General features: G+C 37.7%; 17 protein-coding genes. 4 read left to right on the forward strand and 13 right to left on the reverse strand.

Annotation, left to right across the window (positions count from 1 at the left end; genetic code table 11):
• The first annotated feature begins 21 nt into the window (after window positions 1–21).
• Together IGL70_RS08120 and IGL70_RS08125 are read left to right on the forward strand one after the other, a co-directional pair.
• Window positions 22–813, forward strand: a complete 792-nt coding sequence (locus IGL70_RS08120; RefSeq protein ID WP_002306971.1) for a DeoR/GlpR family DNA-binding transcription regulator — start codon at window positions 22–24, stop codon at window positions 811–813.
• Window positions 779–1,732 (forward strand): 1-phosphofructokinase family hexose kinase, encoded by a 954-nt coding sequence (locus IGL70_RS08125; RefSeq protein WP_086300141.1) that lies wholly within the window; start codon window positions 779–781, stop codon window positions 1,730–1,732. The genes IGL70_RS08120 and IGL70_RS08125 overlap by 35 nt, the downstream gene beginning before the upstream one ends.
• A gap of 519 nt (window positions 1,733–2,251) precedes the next feature.
• On the opposite strand, the gene IGL70_RS08130 is transcribed toward IGL70_RS08125, so the two are convergent.
• On the reverse strand, window positions 2,252–3,226 hold the full coding sequence (locus tag IGL70_RS08130; RefSeq protein WP_086300143.1) for an alpha/beta hydrolase: 975 nt from the start codon (window positions 3,224–3,226) through the stop codon (window positions 2,252–2,254).
• Between the two features lie 114 nt (window positions 3,227–3,340).
• Between IGL70_RS08130 and IGL70_RS08135 the strand changes: the two genes are divergently transcribed.
• Window positions 3,341–3,775 (forward strand): MerR family transcriptional regulator, encoded by a 435-nt coding sequence (locus IGL70_RS08135; protein WP_002337766.1) that lies wholly within the window; start codon window positions 3,341–3,343, stop codon window positions 3,773–3,775.
• A 124-nt stretch (window positions 3,776–3,899) separates the two neighbouring features.
• Here the strand turns inward: IGL70_RS08135 and IGL70_RS08140 are convergent, their stop codons facing one another.
• Complete coding sequence (locus IGL70_RS08140) at window positions 3,900–4,922, reverse strand: LLM class flavin-dependent oxidoreductase (protein WP_002299744.1); 1,023 nt, start codon at window positions 4,920–4,922, stop codon at window positions 3,900–3,902.
• Window positions 4,923–5,314: 392 nt separating this feature from the next.
• Here IGL70_RS08140 and arsC point away from each other — a divergent pair, with 392 nt between their 5' ends.
• Window positions 5,315–5,737, forward strand: a complete 423-nt coding sequence (gene arsC, locus IGL70_RS08145; RefSeq protein ID WP_113792399.1) for an arsenate reductase (thioredoxin) — start codon at window positions 5,315–5,317, stop codon at window positions 5,735–5,737.
• 279 nt (window positions 5,738–6,016) lie between these two features.
• Here arsC and IGL70_RS08150 read toward each other — a convergent pair whose 3' ends face one another.
• From IGL70_RS08150 to IGL70_RS08200, 11 genes are all read right to left on the reverse strand, one after another.
• On the reverse strand, window positions 6,017–7,939 hold the full coding sequence (locus IGL70_RS08150) for a BglG family transcription antiterminator (protein WP_002288297.1): 1,923 nt from the start codon (window positions 7,937–7,939) through the stop codon (window positions 6,017–6,019).
• 86 nt (window positions 7,940–8,025) lie between these two features.
• Window positions 8,026–9,966, reverse strand: coding sequence for a PTS fructose transporter subunit IIABC (locus IGL70_RS08155; RefSeq protein WP_104765294.1), 1,941 nt, complete (start codon window positions 9,964–9,966; stop codon window positions 8,026–8,028).
• A 287-nt stretch (window positions 9,967–10,253) separates the two neighbouring features.
• Window positions 10,254–10,994: a 2-dehydro-3-deoxy-phosphogluconate aldolase gene (gene dagF, locus IGL70_RS08160; RefSeq protein ID WP_104885222.1), complete on the reverse strand. Its 741-nt coding sequence runs from the start codon at window positions 10,992–10,994 to the stop codon at window positions 10,254–10,256.
• 12 nt (window positions 10,995–11,006) lie between these two features.
• Window positions 11,007–12,098 (reverse strand): DgaE family pyridoxal phosphate-dependent ammonia lyase, encoded by a 1,092-nt coding sequence (locus IGL70_RS08165; RefSeq protein WP_104873778.1) that lies wholly within the window; start codon window positions 12,096–12,098, stop codon window positions 11,007–11,009.
• Window positions 12,088–13,194, reverse strand: a complete 1,107-nt coding sequence (locus IGL70_RS08170) for an amidohydrolase/deacetylase family metallohydrolase (RefSeq protein WP_002288305.1) — start codon at window positions 13,192–13,194, stop codon at window positions 12,088–12,090. Before IGL70_RS08170 ends, IGL70_RS08165 begins: the two co-directional genes overlap by 11 nt.
• A gap of 18 nt (window positions 13,195–13,212) precedes the next feature.
• A complete protein-coding gene (locus tag IGL70_RS08175; protein ID WP_104873779.1) occupies window positions 13,213–13,890 on the reverse strand; it encodes a DUF4310 family protein in 678 nt (225 codons plus the stop codon).
• 10 nt (window positions 13,891–13,900) lie between these two features.
• Window positions 13,901–14,680, reverse strand: a complete 780-nt coding sequence (locus IGL70_RS08180) for a DUF4311 domain-containing protein (RefSeq protein WP_104873780.1) — start codon at window positions 14,678–14,680, stop codon at window positions 13,901–13,903.
• 28 nt (window positions 14,681–14,708) lie between these two features.
• Entirely contained in the window at window positions 14,709–15,059 is a 351-nt protein-coding gene (locus IGL70_RS08185) for a DUF4312 family protein (protein WP_010728416.1), read from the reverse strand.
• Window positions 15,060–15,074: 15 nt separating this feature from the next.
• On the reverse strand, window positions 15,075–15,431 hold the full coding sequence (locus IGL70_RS08190) for a glycine-rich SFCGS family protein (RefSeq protein ID WP_002288314.1): 357 nt from the start codon (window positions 15,429–15,431) through the stop codon (window positions 15,075–15,077).
• 19 nt (window positions 15,432–15,450) lie between these two features.
• Complete coding sequence (locus tag IGL70_RS08195; RefSeq protein ID WP_104857788.1) at window positions 15,451–15,783, reverse strand: PRD domain-containing protein; 333 nt, start codon at window positions 15,781–15,783, stop codon at window positions 15,451–15,453.
• Window positions 15,783–17,645 (reverse strand): BglG family transcription antiterminator, encoded by a 1,863-nt coding sequence (locus tag IGL70_RS08200; RefSeq protein ID WP_002320342.1) that lies wholly within the window; start codon window positions 17,643–17,645, stop codon window positions 15,783–15,785. The genes IGL70_RS08195 and IGL70_RS08200 overlap by 1 nt, the downstream gene beginning before the upstream one ends.
• Window positions 17,646–17,792: the final 147 nt, after the last annotated feature.

A 17,792-nucleotide genomic window follows, 5' to 3' on the forward strand; every position in this document is an offset into this window, starting at 1 on the left:
TATGTTAAAGGAGTAATTCATATGCTGAAAAAAGAAAGACAAGAACGAATCATTACGTTATTAGAGAAAGATTTTTATTTAACTAATTCAGAAATCGCTAACAAATTAGGCGTATCAGAAATGACCATACGCCGAGATGTCACTGAATTAGCAAAAAAAAATAAAGTAAAAAAGCTATATGGTGGCGTTGAACGAAAGGAACCTTATAATCGAGAACTATCGACTCAAGAAAAGATTGATACGAATGTAGCCGAAAAAAAATATATTGGTCAAGTCATGAACAGTATGATTCCCGATAATTCTACTATTTATGTCGGTGCTGGAACAACGATCCTATATGCACTTCCTTTCATTCAAAAGAAAAATCTATTTGTAATTACAAACAGTTTGATTGCTTTCAACTATTTAAAGAATCATACAAGTTATCGGATTTTACTTACTGGTGGCGAATTTTCTCCTATTACAGAAGAGTTCATTGGGGAAGTTGCAGAAAGATCTTTTGAAAGTTTGAATGTCGATATCTCTTTCGCTGCAACAAACGGCATATTTGATAACAATGTGACAACCGCTCAATTTATTGAGGGAAATATTCAGAACGCAGCGCTCAATGCAGCAAAAATCAAATGCATTGTTGCAGATTATTCAAAATTAAATAAATCAGACGTCTATACTTTTAGAAAATTAACCGATTTTGATTATCTAATAACCGATAATCATTTATCAGAACAGGATTTCAATCATTATTCAAAATACTTAACAATATTAAAGGAGCCCAAAAATGATACTGACAATCACGATGAACCCATCCATTGATTCCATTTATTTTACAAAACACTTTGAATTAGGTACGATGACACGCTTTGATTCTCCGGTACGCTATGTAGGCGGCAAGGGAATCAATTGCGGACGAGCTTCTGCTCTACTAGGTTCATCAGTTATTTTAACGGGGTTTTTGGGCGGTTATTTTGGCAGTATGATTCAAGATATGCTGAAAAATGAAAATTTGTTTGATTTGCATTTTTTACCTATTGCAGAAGAATCAAGAGGTGCCGTCACGATCATGCATGATGATGAAACGCAGACAGAGCTAGTGGAAGCTGGTCCTGAAATAGCAGATACTACTATCAAAAAATTAATGAATGATATCAAACTAATCAGTAAAAATAATTACCTTTCAGTCATTACAATAAATGGTTCTGTTAACAATCCAGATCCCTTTTTGTATGCTAAATTATTACAATATATCAAAGAACAAATAGATCCTTCCACCTATATATTAATGGATATATCTGGACAACATCTCCGTGAAGTCTTAGCAAGTAAGTATAAACCGATGTTCATCAAACCTAATATCCATGAGTTTTCAGATATCATCCATCAAAAAATTACTCAAAAAAGCGACATAAAACACCATCTAAAAACAAATCAACTATTTAAAGATATCGATGTTATCATGATTTCTTGCGGCTCGTATGGTGCAGTAGTCAAAGTAAAAGAAGAATTTTGGAATGTTGAGATCCCTAAGATTCCTATCATTAATACAACAGGCTCTGGGGATGCCACTGTTGGAGGTTTTGCTCATTCATTAGAACAGAATTATCCTTTAAAAGAATGTGTAAGGTACGCAATGGCTTGCGGCATGTCGAATGCACAGCAATCAGAAGTCGGGAAAGTTATTCCAGCTGATGTAAAAAATTTAGCAAAAAGCATTAAAATCACAGAAATGAAATAAATAGTACAAAGTAAATAATTGTTTATATGAAATGAGATACAAAGAGACTGTGACAAAAAACGTGTGTACCGACCCCCAAAAGTTAGATTTTTTGGTCTAACTTTTGGGGGTCAGTACAGTGTCACAGTCCTTTTTCGAATAAACGGTGTTCTCATGCCAACTCCTCGGTCACAAGTCACAATATTCCACAAACATGAGAAGCTATTTTTTGAAATTGCTCCTTGTGACTCAGAGTTAAACGGCAGGCTCACGACCTCTTGGTATAAACGGTGTTCAAAAGCCAGTTTCTCGGTATTAAGCCAAATTTATGCAAAAATGTGGAAAGCCATTTTCACAAAATTTTTCTTAATACTCGAAACTAAGCGGCTTTTTCACAACCTCTTCTTTAAACGGTGCTCAAAAGCTTGCATCTGCGCTAATGAGTCCAACCAAGTCAAAAATGAGGAGCTTTTTTGGCTGTCCTTATTACTTGATGCAGGGCAGTTTTTTCATAATCTCTTTTAGATTAAATCCTTTTGGTTACACAAGGTTCTCTTCAAAGAATGTTGCCATTTTTTCAAATGGAATGATGTCTGTCTGGTCGTATAGATCTGTATGGGATGCTCCTGGAATGATCATGAGTTCCTTGTTGTCACCTTTTAGTTCTTTGAAAGCGTCCTCCCCAAAGTAACGTGAATGAGCTTTTTCCCCGTGAATGACTAAGACTGCATGACGGATTTCTGGAATATAATGCAATAGTTTTGCATTCATAAGTGACAACCCTGATGTCCTATTCCAACCATCATTGGAGTTTAAAGAACGGACATGATATCCGCGGTCTGTTTTATAATACGCATGATAGTCTTTGACAAATTGAGGAGCATCTTCAGGCAATGGGTCAACCACTCCTCCAGCACGTGCGTAGTCCCCTTGTTTGAAATCAATGATACGTTGTGCATTTAATTCTTCACGCATTTTATATCGGGCATCTTCATCCATAGCATCGAAGTAGCCATTGGCTGTTACTCGAGTCATATCGTACATTGTTGAGACGACTGTTGCTTTGACCCGTGTATCGATTGCTGCCGCATTCAATGCCATACCTCCCCATCCACAAATACCGATGATTCCGATCTTCTCAGGGTTTACATTTTTTTGTACAGATAAAAAGTCTACTGCCGCTTGAAAGTCTTCCGTATTGATATCAGGTGAAGCAACATATCGTGGTATTCCTCCGCTTTCTCCTGTAAACGATGGGTCAAATGCAATCGTTAGAAAGCCTCTTTCAGCCATCGTCTGCGCATATAGACCAGACGATTGTTCCTTTACTGCGCCAAATGGTCCGCTCACAGCGATTGCTGGCAATTTCTCTTCACTTACTTCTTTTGGTTCATATAAATCAGCGACTAATGTGATACCAAAACGATTCGGGAAGCTCACCTTTCGATGATTGACTTGCTCGCTTTTTGGAAATACTTTGTCCCATTCTTGGGTGATATTTAATTCTTTACTCATATTCTAAACGCTCCTTTGATCAAAATTGACATTTGTTTTTGAATGTATTATCATGATAAAACTCAAACCTGACTTTAGGTCAAGGGTAAAATTTTAATTTAGGAGGATTTTTTTATGTATTCCATTGGACAAGTATCTGAAATGTTTGGACTTCCTGTTTCTACTTTACGTTATTACGACAAAGAGGGATTATTTCCTGATATCCAGCGTGTTTCCGGTATTAGAAAATTTTCAGAGAGTGAATTAGAGGCTTTGAGAGTCATTGATTGTTTGAAAAAATCTGGTTTAGAAATAAAAGACATCAAGCAATTCATGGAATGGAGCAAAGAAGGCAGTAAGACGTTTGCGGTTCGTAAAGAACTATTCGAAAAGCAAAAAGAAGTTGTAGAAGAAGAAATAACAAAATTAGAAAGAGTACTCGCTATGCTAAATTACAAAAGCTGGTACTATGAAGAAGCAATAAAAACCGGCAATGAAGAAGCCGTATTGAAACTGATTCCTGATGATTTACCCCAACATGTAAAAGAAGCTTATGAACATTCTCACTGAACAAACGGATAACTCACTTTCCTTCTCTATGAACTTCATGAAAACATGAATAAACACCTCTAACTGATTGTTAGAAGTGTTTATTTTTTCACTCAAGTATCCTGCACTTACAGAAATATCCTTTTTATCGCCATCCTAATTCTGGAGCGATATCTTTTACGATTGTTTCAAGCAAATGCATGTTGTATTCAACACCTAAAGTATTAGGAATCGTGACAAGTACTGTGTCTGCTTCTTTGATTGCTTCATCTTCAGCTAGCTCCTTGATTAATTGATCAGGTTCACCAGCAAAAGTTTTTCCAAAAATCGTTGGGTTTCGGTGATAAGCAAGATAGCCGACAGCATCTTGTTGCGGACTACCGTCTTGTCCAAATAAGCGTCGATCCAAATCAGTGGTGATTGGCTGAATCGAGCGAGTAACTAATGTTCTTGGTTCAAAATCATGACCTGCTTGCTTCCACGCTTCTTTATACGCACGTAATTGGTTTGCTTGTTGGATATGGAATGGCTCATGGGATTCGTAATTGACTAATGTAGATGATTGCAGATTCATTCCATGTTGTGCTGCCCAGATTGCCGTTTGCTGCGAACCAGCTCCCCACCAGATTCTTTGTCGTAATCCTTCTGAATAAGGTTCTATCCGTAATTTTCCTGATCCTTGCGGGAACATTGGTTGAGGATTTGGTTCTGCAAATGGTTTTCCTTCAAGTAATTCCAAGAATTCAAGGGTGCGTTCCCGTGTTACCTCTTTGATTTCTTCTTCACTGTAATCATAACCAAAGTATTTCCAGCCATCTAGAACTTGTTCAGGTGAACCACGCCCCACTCCTAGTTGCACTCTTCCTTGCGTGATGATATCTGTCAATCCGGCATTTTCTGCCATATAATAAGGGTTTTCATATCGCATATCAATAAGTCCTGTACCGATTTCAATCTTACTTGTCTTTGCGCCGATTGCCGCTAGCAAAGGAAACGGCGACCCAATCTGAGGGGCAAAATGATGTACGCGGAAAAACGCTCCGTCCACTCCGATTTTTTCTGCTTCCACCGCTAAATCAATCGATTGCAAATAAGCATCTTGAGCTGATTTCACAAGCGATCCTTGCTCCATCCAATGTCCAAAGCTTAAAAAGCCGATTTTTTTCAAGGTAATGACCTCCTTTAAACCTACAAAAATGGAAGGTTTTTTATTTTTAATATGAACTGATTCTACTACTTTTTTTCTTAAAAGACGAATAATTGTTCTCGCCTCACAATCAAGAAATGTATCGGCTTACTACACCCCTACTTTCTTCATCATCTGCCGTGTCTTAATCTCTTTTAACAGTCTGTTACATCGTTGATTTTTGACTCAAAATGATTGTTTCTAACATGTATTTATGGTAAAAAAGACAAGATGAGTTCTTTGTACACATCGATTTATACGCTGAACAAAAAGAAATATATAAACTAAGAAACCCATTGTTTTTTTCGCTCCATCACATAGAGTTTACTTTAGATAAACAGTGACATTTACTAATCCATAACGGAGGAAATCAAATGAAAAAAATCTATTTCTTATGTACGGGCAATTCATGTCGCAGTCAAATAGCAGAAGGCTACGCGCGTAAATACTTGTCTCCTTCAATGTTTGAGATCAGAAGTGCGGGAATCGAGACACATGGCTTGAATCCAAGAGCTGTAAAAATCATGGCAGAAGACGGCATCGATATTTCCAAACAGACGTCTGATTTGATTGATAGAGATTACTTTACTCAGGCAGACTTGATCATTACACTTTGTGGTGATGCCAAAGACAAGTGCCCTGCCATTCCAAACAATCACGAACACCTTCACTGGGACCTAAAAGATCCTGCACAAGCTGTCGGGAGCGAAGAAGAAATATTAGCGGAATTCAGAAAAGTCAGAGAAGGAATCAAAAGAAAAGTTTTAAACTTAAATCAACGTACATCGATCGTATAAAGAAGTATTCAAAATGATTTTTCAAGCACTAAGAAACAATGTTAAAAAAATAGCTTTCCATATTTTACAAAATTGTGCCTTATTGCCGACAAATTGTCTCTTGAACACCGTTTACCAGTAGTCAAGACATCGTAAGCAACTATAAAAAATTATAAGAAACTCAAAATAAAAGGATGTGCCACAACTTTGGCCACATCCTCTTTTTTTGTATTTAGTTTTCTACTTCCAAATAAATAGATAGAATTATTATAAATATAAAGGCAGTTTTTTAATCGCTACTTATTCATAACTAGATAACAACGTTAAGATTTCTAGCGGATGATTGGATTGCATCAACTGAGCCATTTGTTCTGGCTGCTTTTCTAAATAGTGAATAACAGAAAATATTTTTTTGAACTCTGCATGTTTCAAATCATTTTTCTTTATTGCTAATAGCAGTACGATACGTATCTGTTCCCCGTGCCATAGGACTGGTTCTTTCATTGTAGCAATAGAAATCATCGAATGCTTCACATACAGCGGATTACCGTGAGGGATTGTTACAAATGGTGCTACTCTAGTACTGGAGTGACTGTCTCTTTCCAAGACAGAATCGATGAATTCCGGCTCCACATAATGATGTTCCACTAAGACGTTTCCCATAAAGTTTAAAATATCGGCTGGGTCTGTCCGTTCAAGTTGAGGAAAGATCAGAAATGGATGAGTAAAGCTTGCTAGATCAAATGTTTTTTTCTTCTTGATAGGCACATGCTCCAGCATATATTTTGTCAAATAGGCTAGATCAGTTTCTGTGATCATTGGTGAGATCTCGATTACTGGAATGCTTATATGTTTAAATGGTAACGTAGCCAAGATAAAATCAACAGAGGGAAAATCTTGCCTCTTTAATTCTGGCTTATATTCAACTAGATCCATAATCGTTAATTCTGGAAGTTCTCTGTTCAGCCGTGCTTCGAGAAAAGTAGCCATAGCTTTTGAATATTCACTAACTAAAACCGTTTGATATCTTCTACTTTTCTGATGTTTGTGTCGCTCGATCGCTGCTTGGAAATGGATCGTTAAATAAGCTGTCTCCTCTTGTGGAACATAAAAATTTTCCTTTTCAAAATAATCTTCTAAAATTAACTGTAAAACTAAGAAAAGTTGTGTGTACGTACTAAACACATTTTTCGTCAATGGATTAGAAATCTGCAAACCATAATGGAGTCGAAAATAAGTTGAAGATAGATGAGACCTTAAATTTTGTTTTAGTAGCTGATCTTCTTTTAATGAATAGCCTAGAAACTGTTCCACTTGTTCGATCAAATGATCAGCAAGTGCGCTAGATTCCTTTTGAAAACGTGTGGCTGCTTGTGAATTTGTAAAAAGATTGGCGATACGCAAAGCCAGATAATTGATTTCATCAGGAGAAAATTCAATTGGATAGATGGTGGCTAGTTTTGCTAATATTTGACTACTTAACTTTTGTGCTTGGGTGTGTTCCACGACTTCGTTTTCGTCTTTACTTAATTTCACTTTCTGGTACTGTTTCATTCGCTCGAGCATAAAGTAGATGTGAATCTCCACACTAGCCAGTCCATTCGGCTGTTCTAAATGGTTTTCATAAAAAACATCTTGTAATGTATGTTGGATAACTTTTAATGTATCTTTAGCGAAGAATTCTTTCAACGACGGACTTTGCGGATCTTCTTTCTGCATATTTCGTAATGTCTTAACAAGCAACTGTCTTTTTTCTTGTTCATCGCCTTTAAGAAAAGTTCCTAGTTTTGTTTTGGATACTAGCTGTAAATGGTGATACTCAAAAAAGCTTTGCAACTCTGTCAATTCTTTACGAATCGTACGTTTTCCAACATATAGTTTTTCTGAAAGTTCTTCAAGACTAAATCCGTCTTTTGCTACTAGTAGATGGAAAATCAATAACTGACGAAGCTGTTTTTTATCCATTTCTGTTTGAGTCTCTTCATTAAGCGCTCGTTTCAGTTGTTCCCTTTCGTGAGGCAGACCATTCAACAAGATACCTGTACCTTTTTTTCTTTCAAACATTAAAGGCAGATGTTTGTCTCTCAACCAAGTTTCAATGGTATTCAAATCGCTATGAATCGTTCTTTCTGACACATGGAAATGCTCTGCTAGCTTTTTTGTTGTTATATAATTATTGTTCTCACTTAATTGATAGATCAAAGATTGCTGACGCTGATTCATAATGTGCAGAAACTCCCTTCTAAATAAAAAATCGATCATGATAACACATCTATTATGTCTCATCACGGTCGATTTTTCATCTTATGTTACATTTCGCTTAATAATTGGTGAACTGCTGTTTTATCTGGCGCTTCCATCAGTGCTTGACGGAAGTCATCATCCATCAATTTACGTGATAGACGTTGCAGTATTTTCAAGTGCATATCACCTTGGCTGTTTTCAGGTACAGCAATCATAAAGATCATATGTGCAGGTTTTCCATCTAAAGAATGCCAATCTACCCCAGATTGACTTCTGGCAAATGCCACTGTTGGTTTAAGAACATAAGCTGATTTTCCATGTGGAATAGCAATCCCCATACCGATTCCCGTTGTACTTTCATGTTCTCTATCATAGATGACTTCTTTAAATCTGGTTTTATCTGTGATCGCCGCTGTTTTTTCTAAACGTTGGACTAAATCTTCGATTACTCCGTCTTTTGTTGTTGCTGTTTCACCTAAAACGATTGCTTCATCTGACATAATATCCGTGATAGAATCAAAAGTTTCAGTTTTCGTATAAACATCACTTGTTTCAGTCTCTGATAGATCTGCTACTGTCACACCATTTGCTGCAGCAACCGCAGTTTGTTGTAATGTCGGTTTAAGGATTCTTAACATTAGCACGGTTACAGCAATACCAGCAATCACTGCTACAAAAAACATGGCTACGTGATCCACTGCTCCTAAAACCGCTACGATCGGACCGCCATGAGCTACATGATCTGTCACTCCTGAAAGCATCGCGATCACACTTCCTGTCATTGCCCCGACTACAATGCTTGGAATCACCCGTAGTGGATCTGTTGAAGCAAACGGAATAGCGCCTTCTGTAATCCCAAACAGTCCCATTGCTAAGGACGCCTTACCAGCTTCTCGTTCTGTTTTCGTAAATTTGGTTTTTAAAATCAATGATGCCAGCCCCAATGCTAATGGAGGGATACAGATAGCTACAGCAATTGGCCCCATAATGGAATAATTGCCTTCTGCAATCAAGCCAGATCCGAACAAAAAGGCTACTTTATTGAACGGCCCCCCCATATCAAAAGCAATCATCGCTCCTAAGATCATAGCTAGAACAATTTCACTTCCTCCTTGCATCCCTGCTAAAAAGTGAGTCAATGAACTAAATAGAAGAGCTACTGGTTCTCCAATAACATAGATAAACACAAAACCAACTGCCAATGATCCTAAAATTGGGATAACAATAATTGGCATGATCGATTGTAAAGCTTTCGGTACTCGCACTTTCTTGATTCCTAAAGCAATGAATCCTGCTAAAAATCCAGTGATGATCCCGCCTAAGAATCCCGCATTCGCATCACTACCATATAATGCTCCGTTTGCCGCTAACATCCCACCAACAAATCCAGGAACAAGTCCTGGACGATCTGCAATACTTTGCGCAATAAATGCAGATAGAATTGGAACCATCAACCCCATAGCGATACTTCCGATACTATTCATCGTTGCCCAAATCGTTCCTTCTGGTATCTTGATCCCTTCAGGTGTAGCTGTTCCTCCTAATGTTAAAGAAATCGCGATCAATAACCCTCCTGTAACTACGAAAGGTACCATGTACGAAACGCCATTCATCAAACTCTTATAGATTTTTTTACCTAAATTTTCTGATTCACTTTTATTTTCGGAAGAAATAATTGCCTCCGTACTTTTATAGACTGGCGCTTTTCCTGCTAAAATATCTCTCACCAACTCATCTGCATGGTGGATTCCTTCTTGCACACCTACGGTTATCAAAGGTTTACCGCCGAATCGTGATTTATCTATTTTAGTATCTGCTGCGATGATTACACCAGCTGCTTCTTCGATATCTCTTGCAGTCAATTCATTTTCAATACCGATGGAACCATGTGTTTCGACTTTTACCTCGGCGCCAACTGCTTTCCCCGCTTTCTCTAAGTTTTCTGCTGCCATGTATGTATGGGCAATACCAACTGGACAGGATGTGATTGCAATAATTTTTTTCATTTTCCTACCGCCTTTCTACATTTATAGTATATAAAAACGGTTTCTTTTTATTAAGCACAAAATGATTCCGTAATAACTGAAATTCTTGGAATAAATAGAAATTTCGCTAAAAAAATTGATATACGATTTATTATGTTGAATAAAATAATATTGGAAAATCTTACATTTCTGTACTTCTGCTTACGTACATCTAAATTATTATCTACATTAACAATTTCCGTAATTAATTATAAAAAGCTTATTCCATTTAATTTCATTCTGGAATAAGCTTCTTATTTTCTAATGAGTTAGTGAATAATTTTTTTTACCATGCTTAATAGTATCTTTACGTCTCCTATACGCGTATCTCCTGTTTCTTTATCTATAATTGAACTATAAACATGAGGAATCACTTTTTTTACACCTGCATCGATTGCAATTTTCAGAATTTCTTCAAAGTTTGAAAGATCAATTCCTCCTGTTGGCTCTAAATAGAATTCATATTTTGCGCAAGCTTCCGCAACTGCTTTAAATTCTTCCCTATGTGCTAAGCCTTTCATCGGGAAATACTTGATTGAAGTACCTCCCATGTCTTGCAGCATTTGAATGGCAGTTTCAATAGGCACTTCAGCTGCTGGCGCTTGTGAACTTAACGGACCTGTAGCAATATTGACATAGCCGATCTTACCTGTTGGTGAAACCAATCCATTGATGACTGTATCATTTTGGCCCAATAAAGCACGAGAAGTCCCCACGCCAGTAAATACTTGATTGACATGTTGTGGTTGTAAAACCCCAGATAAACGCGAAACCATCTGACTTTGGTTTGGATCTCCAGCGCCTAATCCAACTGACAACGCATTATTGGTTGCGTCTTGGTACCTTTTCATATCTTCGATTGCTGCTTTATCGCTAGCATAATTTTTCGATAGCACACCTAGTACGACATGCCCTTCCGCTGCTTCATAGCATGCTTTTGCATTTTCAACTGAATGAGCTAATACATTTAAACATACACGATTTTTATAATAATTTGGGATAACTGACAATTTAAAAGCCTCCTACATGATTTCTCTCAATCTTTTTATAATTTTTTCCATTTCGTTTTGGCTGACGGAACGAATGTCGAACTCAATGATTCCGTTATTTGCTTGATATTCTCGGGTGTAGACTGCTGGATTTCGTGCTTTTAATTCCTGAATGACTTCTTTCGCACTTTTATCGCCATTAATCGTTACACTTGCTCGATAAATATCTCTGCCGGCACCATCTTGAACTATTTTCGCTGAAAGGTCAGGAAGTTGATTGATTGCGTTAACAAAAGGCGCTAATCGTTGCTTCATGGAGTCACCGGATTCGCTCCCATTTTTTAAATAATCTTCTAGTGCCTGGGTAAAGCCTAAAATATTATCTTTACCGATTTTCATTGCTCGGCCAATACCTTTAGACTGTAGCCGAATCCATTGAATATACTTCTTTTTTCCTATGACCAGTCCGGCACTCGGACCTTCGATTGCTTTTGCCCCAGAGTAAATCACTAAGTCAACGCCCATTTCGCTATATTTGAATAAATCTTCTTCCGCAGCTGCATCAACGATCAATGGCAAACGATGAGCTTTGGCAACTTCTACCATTTCTGCCACCGTCAGCATACTTTTCTGAACTGCATGATGACTTTTAATATATAGAAGCGCAGCAGTTTTTTCCGTAATCATCATGGAAACATGTTCCGGTGTACACATATTTGCATAGCCAGCTTCTATGACTTTTCCTCCACCTTGAGCAACCATTACTTCAACCGGTGTCCCATAATCTACATTATGTCCCTTAAGTATGATGATTTCCCGTCTAGCGATTTTTTCTGTATAGGGATGATAGACATGGTACATGTCGCCCTGTCCGATTAAAGCAGCAACAGATTGAGCAATCCCTGCTGAAGCAGAAGAAACGATTTGCGCATCTTCCACTTTCAGTAATTGAGAAAGATAAGCGCCGGTTTTGATGGCAAGATCACTCATCTCAAAAAAATGTTCGCCTCCAAATCGTTGTGCTGCTAGGACACTTTCAGATACCTTAGAAACCCCTAGGATCGTCATTTTTCCCGATGCATTAATGACTTCTTTTAAATCAAACTTTCCATAGCTAATTGTCATATATGACGCCTCCAATAATTGTTTTAATCGGTAAAATTTGTTCTTTAGCTATACGTGTAAATCCGTTGGAATCTTTCAATTCCTTTTCATTTTCAACAATCTCAAATATCGTCAAATCTGCATCATAATTAACAGCTAACTGGCCCTTATTCTTCAAATGAAAATTCCGTGCAGGAACTGCTGTAACTTTTTCAATGATTTCTTCCCAAGAATAGCCGACTACCCTCAATTTTTCTAAAGTAGTTGCTAGATCAAAAACTGGGCCATTTGTACGATTGCGGATGTAGATATCCGTACTAATAGAGGTAGCTTTCATTCCTGCTTTTAGTGCGGTTTCTGCCACATGGAAATTAAAGCTATCCGTCCCATGTCCAATATCAAAGACGACACCATTATTGTAAGCATCCCAGACAAAGTTTTTAATTTGATCTGTCTTTGGATCTAAAATACCGTTTGGTTTTCCATTAAAACAATGGGTCAATACATCGCCTCTTTCCATTCTTGACAATACTTCTTCTAACTCAGGAGGTGCAGAACCGATATGAACCATCAATGGCAGATCATTGTTTTCTGTCTGGATTTTTTTAGCTAATTCTAATGGCTTAATGCCATTTTCACCAACAACTGTCTTACTCATTCTCGCTTTGATCCCGACAATAAATTCCGGCAGTTCTGCTAACGCAGTACTTACTAGATCTTCTTGAATCTTTGTTAGATCAGCAAGTTCATCTTGTTTGACAATGCCCCATTTAGAGATATTCATTAGCGCATACACATTTGTCTTGACCGATTTCGTCAATTGATAAAATTCACGGATGTTTTCTGCTCCCGTAGTTCCAGCATCAATGACCGTCGTCACACCTTTTTCGACCCCTATCTGATCAGGATAGTCATAATAAAGATTCATCTTTTCATAGCAGTGGACATGATCATCGATCCACCCAGCGGATAAATAATACTTTCCCTCCAAGTCAACTACTTCTTGCGCCGGCTGATTTATTTCTGCTGCAACTGCTTTAATCATGCCTTTTTCTATAGCGACCTCTATTTTAGATCCATCAACCAACCTTCCATTTTTAATCAAAGTATCAAACATTTAATGACCCTCTTTCTATTAATTTACTGCCGAGAAGATTGCTCCTAAAATCATTGCTCCTAAAATAGCACCTCCAGCAATTGGTTTTTTCCAAGCATAGAATCCTAGTGCTCCTAATGTAGCGCCAATGCCGATTGGAATAGATGCTGCACACGCGCTTAATATAATTAATGGACCCAAAAAACGTCCAGATGAATTTCCTGCCCCCATCATGACGTCAGCACCAAAAGTGGAATTTGATTGATTGATCGTAAATTTACGAATCAAGACAATGATGCCACCAACAATCAAATCTAGAACCAAACCAGTCAATAAAGAGAGTGCAAAATTATCGATTGGTGCCGCTATTTTCATACTTAAGAGAATTGCTGGTACCCCAATTCCGATCCCAGTTAGGATCGAACCGCCTAAGTCCAAGATCCCAACTAAAGAGCCTTCTAAAATTCTGGCAAATAAGAAACTAGCACCAAACGCTGCCGCTGCGCCATAGGATCCGCCATCCAGCCCGGCTTTTAACATCGCCACGATCGAAACTTCATTGAATGCACCCACACCATACATCACATACATGTGTGTTCCTGCAAATACAGCAGCGGACATAATTCCTACGATTAGCGGAAAAGACCAGTCTGCAAACCAAAAGCTCTTTTGCCGCTTTGCTTCTAATACTTTTGCTTGTTCTTCTGTTGTCTCCATGATTCTCCTCCTATTTCACACTAAAGATGTTGTGCAAGTTATCAAGCCAATTAGGCACTTGAAGCTGGAAGCTCTTGATCATTTCCATATCAAATCCACGGAAAAATCCACTGAAAATAAATAATAAAACAATAGCGATCATCATGCTCTTCGTGACGCGATTCCAACCGCTCTCATCGACGCCTTTACCAATCAAGATTCCTAGAACAACACCAGGTACCGCATTTCCCATAATCAATTGCGCGACACCACCAAAAAGAGTGCCCCAAAAACCAGTTCGTTTCCCTGCGTCTAAAGCTGCCAACCAAAAAATAACTGGCATTACTGTATTAATCAGAATCGTCGCTGCTGGTACCAAAACGGAAACCGCCGTCACTTGTAACGCCTCTGGAATTGCTGCAGCTGTTGTTTTTAAGAAGGCTACCACCACTGCCCCGATAACCGCTCCAATGATCCCCATTTTTTTCGGATCATGCATGGTCTGGGTGACATCTTTGTTTTTTGCTAGAAGTGCTGCCGCTGCCCAATTGGGAATGATTCGATGCGTCACATCTTGTGTGAATGCACCAGCACCAACTGAAGAAGCCCATGCATTAAAGAAAAAGCCTAAACCAAATGAAAAATGAGAAGCTGGATCACCCATGCAGGCATTCATTTCGCCTAATGTTCTAAAAGCTCCTAAACCTTGTGTATTAGGTGCATGAAACATTCGAGCTGCCCCGACAGATGCTGCAAAACCAAGTAATCCCCCGATAATGACCGATTTGACTAGAATGATTACGAAATCCACGTTATTCTTTCCCCCTTATGATTCAAAATTAGATTTTTTTAGTTACAAATGGAATGGCAATCCCATTTGGATCTTCAGTCATTTGCTGGCTGAACGATATGTCTGCCAATTTTATTTCTGTTACAGCCACAGTAACAGAGAGTTCGACTTCATAGCTAATACATTGCCGTGGGAAGAAGAAAAATAGAAAGCGTTCTGTGTATTTGTTTTCGACCGCCTTTAAAATATCCACATTGACTGGTTCGATTCGCAATAATACGTTTGATTGTTCCATTATTTTGTTTTGAATTTCTGCTAACGCTGATGCAAAAGCATGTTGCTTTGTTTCCCCTTTACCGGAGACGATAACTTTTTGCTGAATTGTCTTTTGAACGCTCATTTCATGTCCCTCTTTCTATTTTCCATGCTTTTTGATAAATTCTTCTGTCAGACGTTTTCCTAATTCCTCTTGATCCATAAAGCCGAAACCTAGAACAGTTTTACCATCCTTGATAGCTGTGATCCCTTCTTCAATCGAACGCATACCATGTCGTTCTGGATAGCCATATTTTGTTGCTGCTGTTAATGCACCTGCACCACCACTACCACAAAAAGAGATACCCATATCTGCATGCTCTTGTTGCATCACATCGCCCAAACGCATATCTGCCCCCATTCCTGGTACGACAACTGCTTTTCCGCCAGCTGCTTCTACCCCTTTGGCCACATTTTGTCCTTTACCCATACGGTCTGCAATAACTACTTTAATCATGATTGTTTCCTCCTAAATATTAATTATTTTTTGCTGTTTCAAAATGAATCGACAAAACATATATTTCATCATCAGTTAAATTACCGATACTTCTAACTATTTCATCAGAAATAGTTATGGCTTCTTTGGATACTTCTTTGAACAAATCCCGATCGACTACGGGAATCGTTTCCTTTCTTTGAGAACGTTTCAGCATCTCATTCAAGTGATTAATTAGAATGGTCCACTGCAACTCGGTTGGTACAATAGCATGTTCTACTAATCGCTCTTCAATTAGTTCAATCACTTGTTTTAACTTTTCCCGATTTTGACTTTCCTCGATAATTTTTAAAGCCTCGTCTGACATTTTCACTAACTTGACGCTCCTTCTTTTATATATGAGAATAATGCACTGATTTCTGACTGATTGATTCCTAAATTATTTTCTGCAAAAACTGCTTCGATTTTTCCTACCAGTGTTCCTTTGTCTAAAATAATCTGGTCTACTTGACGACCTTCTGCCATATATTGTTGATCAAATGTGATACGATGAACCATTAAGAATACATGAAGCAAAAAAGCTTCTCGATATTCTTGGATCAATTCTGCTTCCAAAATGACAAGTAAACGTTCATAAATCGTATAAGCTTTCAAAATCAATTCCTTGCTAAAGTCTTCTAAAGTATCTTTATTGATGGACGTTTCTCTAAGATTCAAGTTATGCCTTTCCTGCTGATTGGAAGAAGCAAGTATTTTTTTTATTATTTGTTGAATTTTTTTCAAGTCCTGTTCAGTGGGTAATGGATGGACTTTGATGAAAGGACGATCGATGCCATTGATTGGAAAAATACTAATCACCAAATCAGGATCTTTGGTGGCAATCATTTCTTGCGCATTCAATACTGAAGCAAATGCCACGATAGTGATATTATTTAATTCTTCATTGATCTTTTGCTTGATCAGACTAGTCACACCCAACCCTGTTGAACAAATGTAGACGGCTCTAACGCTTCGTAGATCTTCTTCTCTTTCGTAGGAAACCAAAAAGTGTAAGGCAATATATGCCACGAAAGAATCATTGATCAGAATATTTTGTTCACTTATTTCTTGTCGAACTGCTTGCTTGATCGCATCAAATAATTCCGGGTATTTCTGCTTGATATCTTCTTTAAAAGGATTATATTCATTGACAAATTTTTTCTTTCTCGATAATCGCATGGATAAATGAGCATACAGATTCGTCAACAATTGTGGATCTTGATAAAAAGAATGGTTGATTGCTTTACTTACTTTATAAATCACATTCTCAACTAGTTTCATGACGTCTTGCTGGTGAATCGTGTCGAATGTATCACTATAGATATAATGATATTCATCCTCGAACAGTGGCAACTGATAATAATCAAAGACCTGCTGCATGACGCGATAAGAAAGATCGTTTTTGTCTAATTCTTGTTCAGCAACCAATTGATAACGACCAATCGTAGCCTCTTTGCGTAAGCGAACGGTAGCAATTGTCACTCGAATCAGAATATTTAGTAATTCCGCGTAATTCAGTTTCTCTAGATTTTCAAATTCCAGTAAGTGCCGCATTCGAATGATTACTTGATTAAATACCTCTTGGATAGGTGTAGCAGTAGCAGAATACATTTCAAAGTATTCAGTCTCACCGCCGTTCAATAACAATGACATTAATTTATAAATGTCATAATCCGTGAACTCTTTTTGAAGAATCTCTTCAATCGTTAATCGAACTAGACGTTCTTCTCCTGTGATCCAAAAACCCTTTCGCGCCTGACGATTCAAGGTCAATCCTTCCTTAAGAAAATTATTTTCCAGCACATCTAAATCATTCATGATCGTATCTTTGCTGACATCTAATGCGTTGGCCATTTTCATTCCAGTAATAGCTTCTTTTGTTACTAAAAGCATAATTAGTAAACGTTTGATTCGGAGACTTTGATCTGCAAATATTTCAAAACGATTAACATCCATCAATTCGCTTTTTAATTTGATTCGATCAGAGCTACTAATATTCATCCAAATTCCCTGACTACGTTTGCTATATAGGACTTGCTTCCGCTCATTCAGCCACTCTCTTATATCATCTAGATCGTATTTTATCGTCCGAACACTAACATTTTCTTTTTCAGCCAACTTTTTGATTGTTACCGGTTCAGACATTTCCACCAAGTAAATCAAAAGCTGCCTTTCTCTTTTTGTTAGCTGCTGCATTATCATCTCTCCTTACATTGCTAATATAAGCGTTTTCTAAACTAACGACAATATGAAATGGTTGCACTTAACTAAGTGCAACTTATAGCTTTTTAACTAATATTACAGAGTTTATCTATTATAAAGACGACTACATGTACTGTTAAA

Source organism: Enterococcus sp. DIV0901a (assembly GCF_051711525.1).
Classification (GTDB): Bacteria; Bacillota; Bacilli; order Lactobacillales; family Enterococcaceae; genus Enterococcus_B; species Enterococcus_B faecium.

What these genes read in the sequence shown, in the direction of transcription:
- IGL70_RS08120 (WP_002306971.1), top strand. Translation starts at nt 22, where the DNA reads ATGCTGAAAAAAGAAAGACAAGAACGAATCATTACGTTATTAGAGAAA.
- IGL70_RS08125 (WP_086300141.1), top strand. Translation starts at nt 779, where the DNA reads ATGATACTGACAATCACGATGAACCCATCCATTGATTCCATTTATTTT.
- IGL70_RS08130 (WP_086300143.1), bottom strand. Translation starts at nt 3,226, where the DNA reads ATGAGTAAAGAATTAAATATCACCCAAGAATGGGACAAAGTATTTCCA.
- IGL70_RS08135 (WP_002337766.1), top strand. Translation starts at nt 3,341, where the DNA reads ATGTATTCCATTGGACAAGTATCTGAAATGTTTGGACTTCCTGTTTCT.
- arsC (WP_113792399.1), top strand. Translation starts at nt 5,315, where the DNA reads ATGAAAAAAATCTATTTCTTATGTACGGGCAATTCATGTCGCAGTCAA.
- IGL70_RS08150 (WP_002288297.1), bottom strand. Translation starts at nt 7,939, where the DNA reads ATGAATCAGCGTCAGCAATCTTTGATCTATCAATTAAGTGAGAACAAT.
- IGL70_RS08155 (WP_104765294.1), bottom strand. Translation starts at nt 9,966, where the DNA reads ATGAAAAAAATTATTGCAATCACATCCTGTCCAGTTGGTATTGCCCAT.
- IGL70_RS08165 (WP_104873778.1), bottom strand. Translation starts at nt 12,098, where the DNA reads ATGACAATTAGCTATGGAAAGTTTGATTTAAAAGAAGTCATTAATGCA.
- IGL70_RS08170 (WP_002288305.1), bottom strand. Translation starts at nt 13,194, where the DNA reads ATGTTTGATACTTTGATTAAAAATGGAAGGTTGGTTGATGGATCTAAA.
- IGL70_RS08175 (WP_104873779.1), bottom strand. Translation starts at nt 13,890, where the DNA reads ATGGAGACAACAGAAGAACAAGCAAAAGTATTAGAAGCAAAGCGGCAA.
- IGL70_RS08185 (WP_010728416.1), bottom strand. Translation starts at nt 15,059, where the DNA reads ATGAGCGTTCAAAAGACAATTCAGCAAAAAGTTATCGTCTCCGGTAAA.
- IGL70_RS08190 (WP_002288314.1), bottom strand. Translation starts at nt 15,431, where the DNA reads ATGATTAAAGTAGTTATTGCAGACCGTATGGGTAAAGGACAAAATGTG.
- IGL70_RS08200 (WP_002320342.1), bottom strand. Translation starts at nt 17,645, where the DNA reads ATGCAGCAGCTAACAAAAAGAGAAAGGCAGCTTTTGATTTACTTGGTG.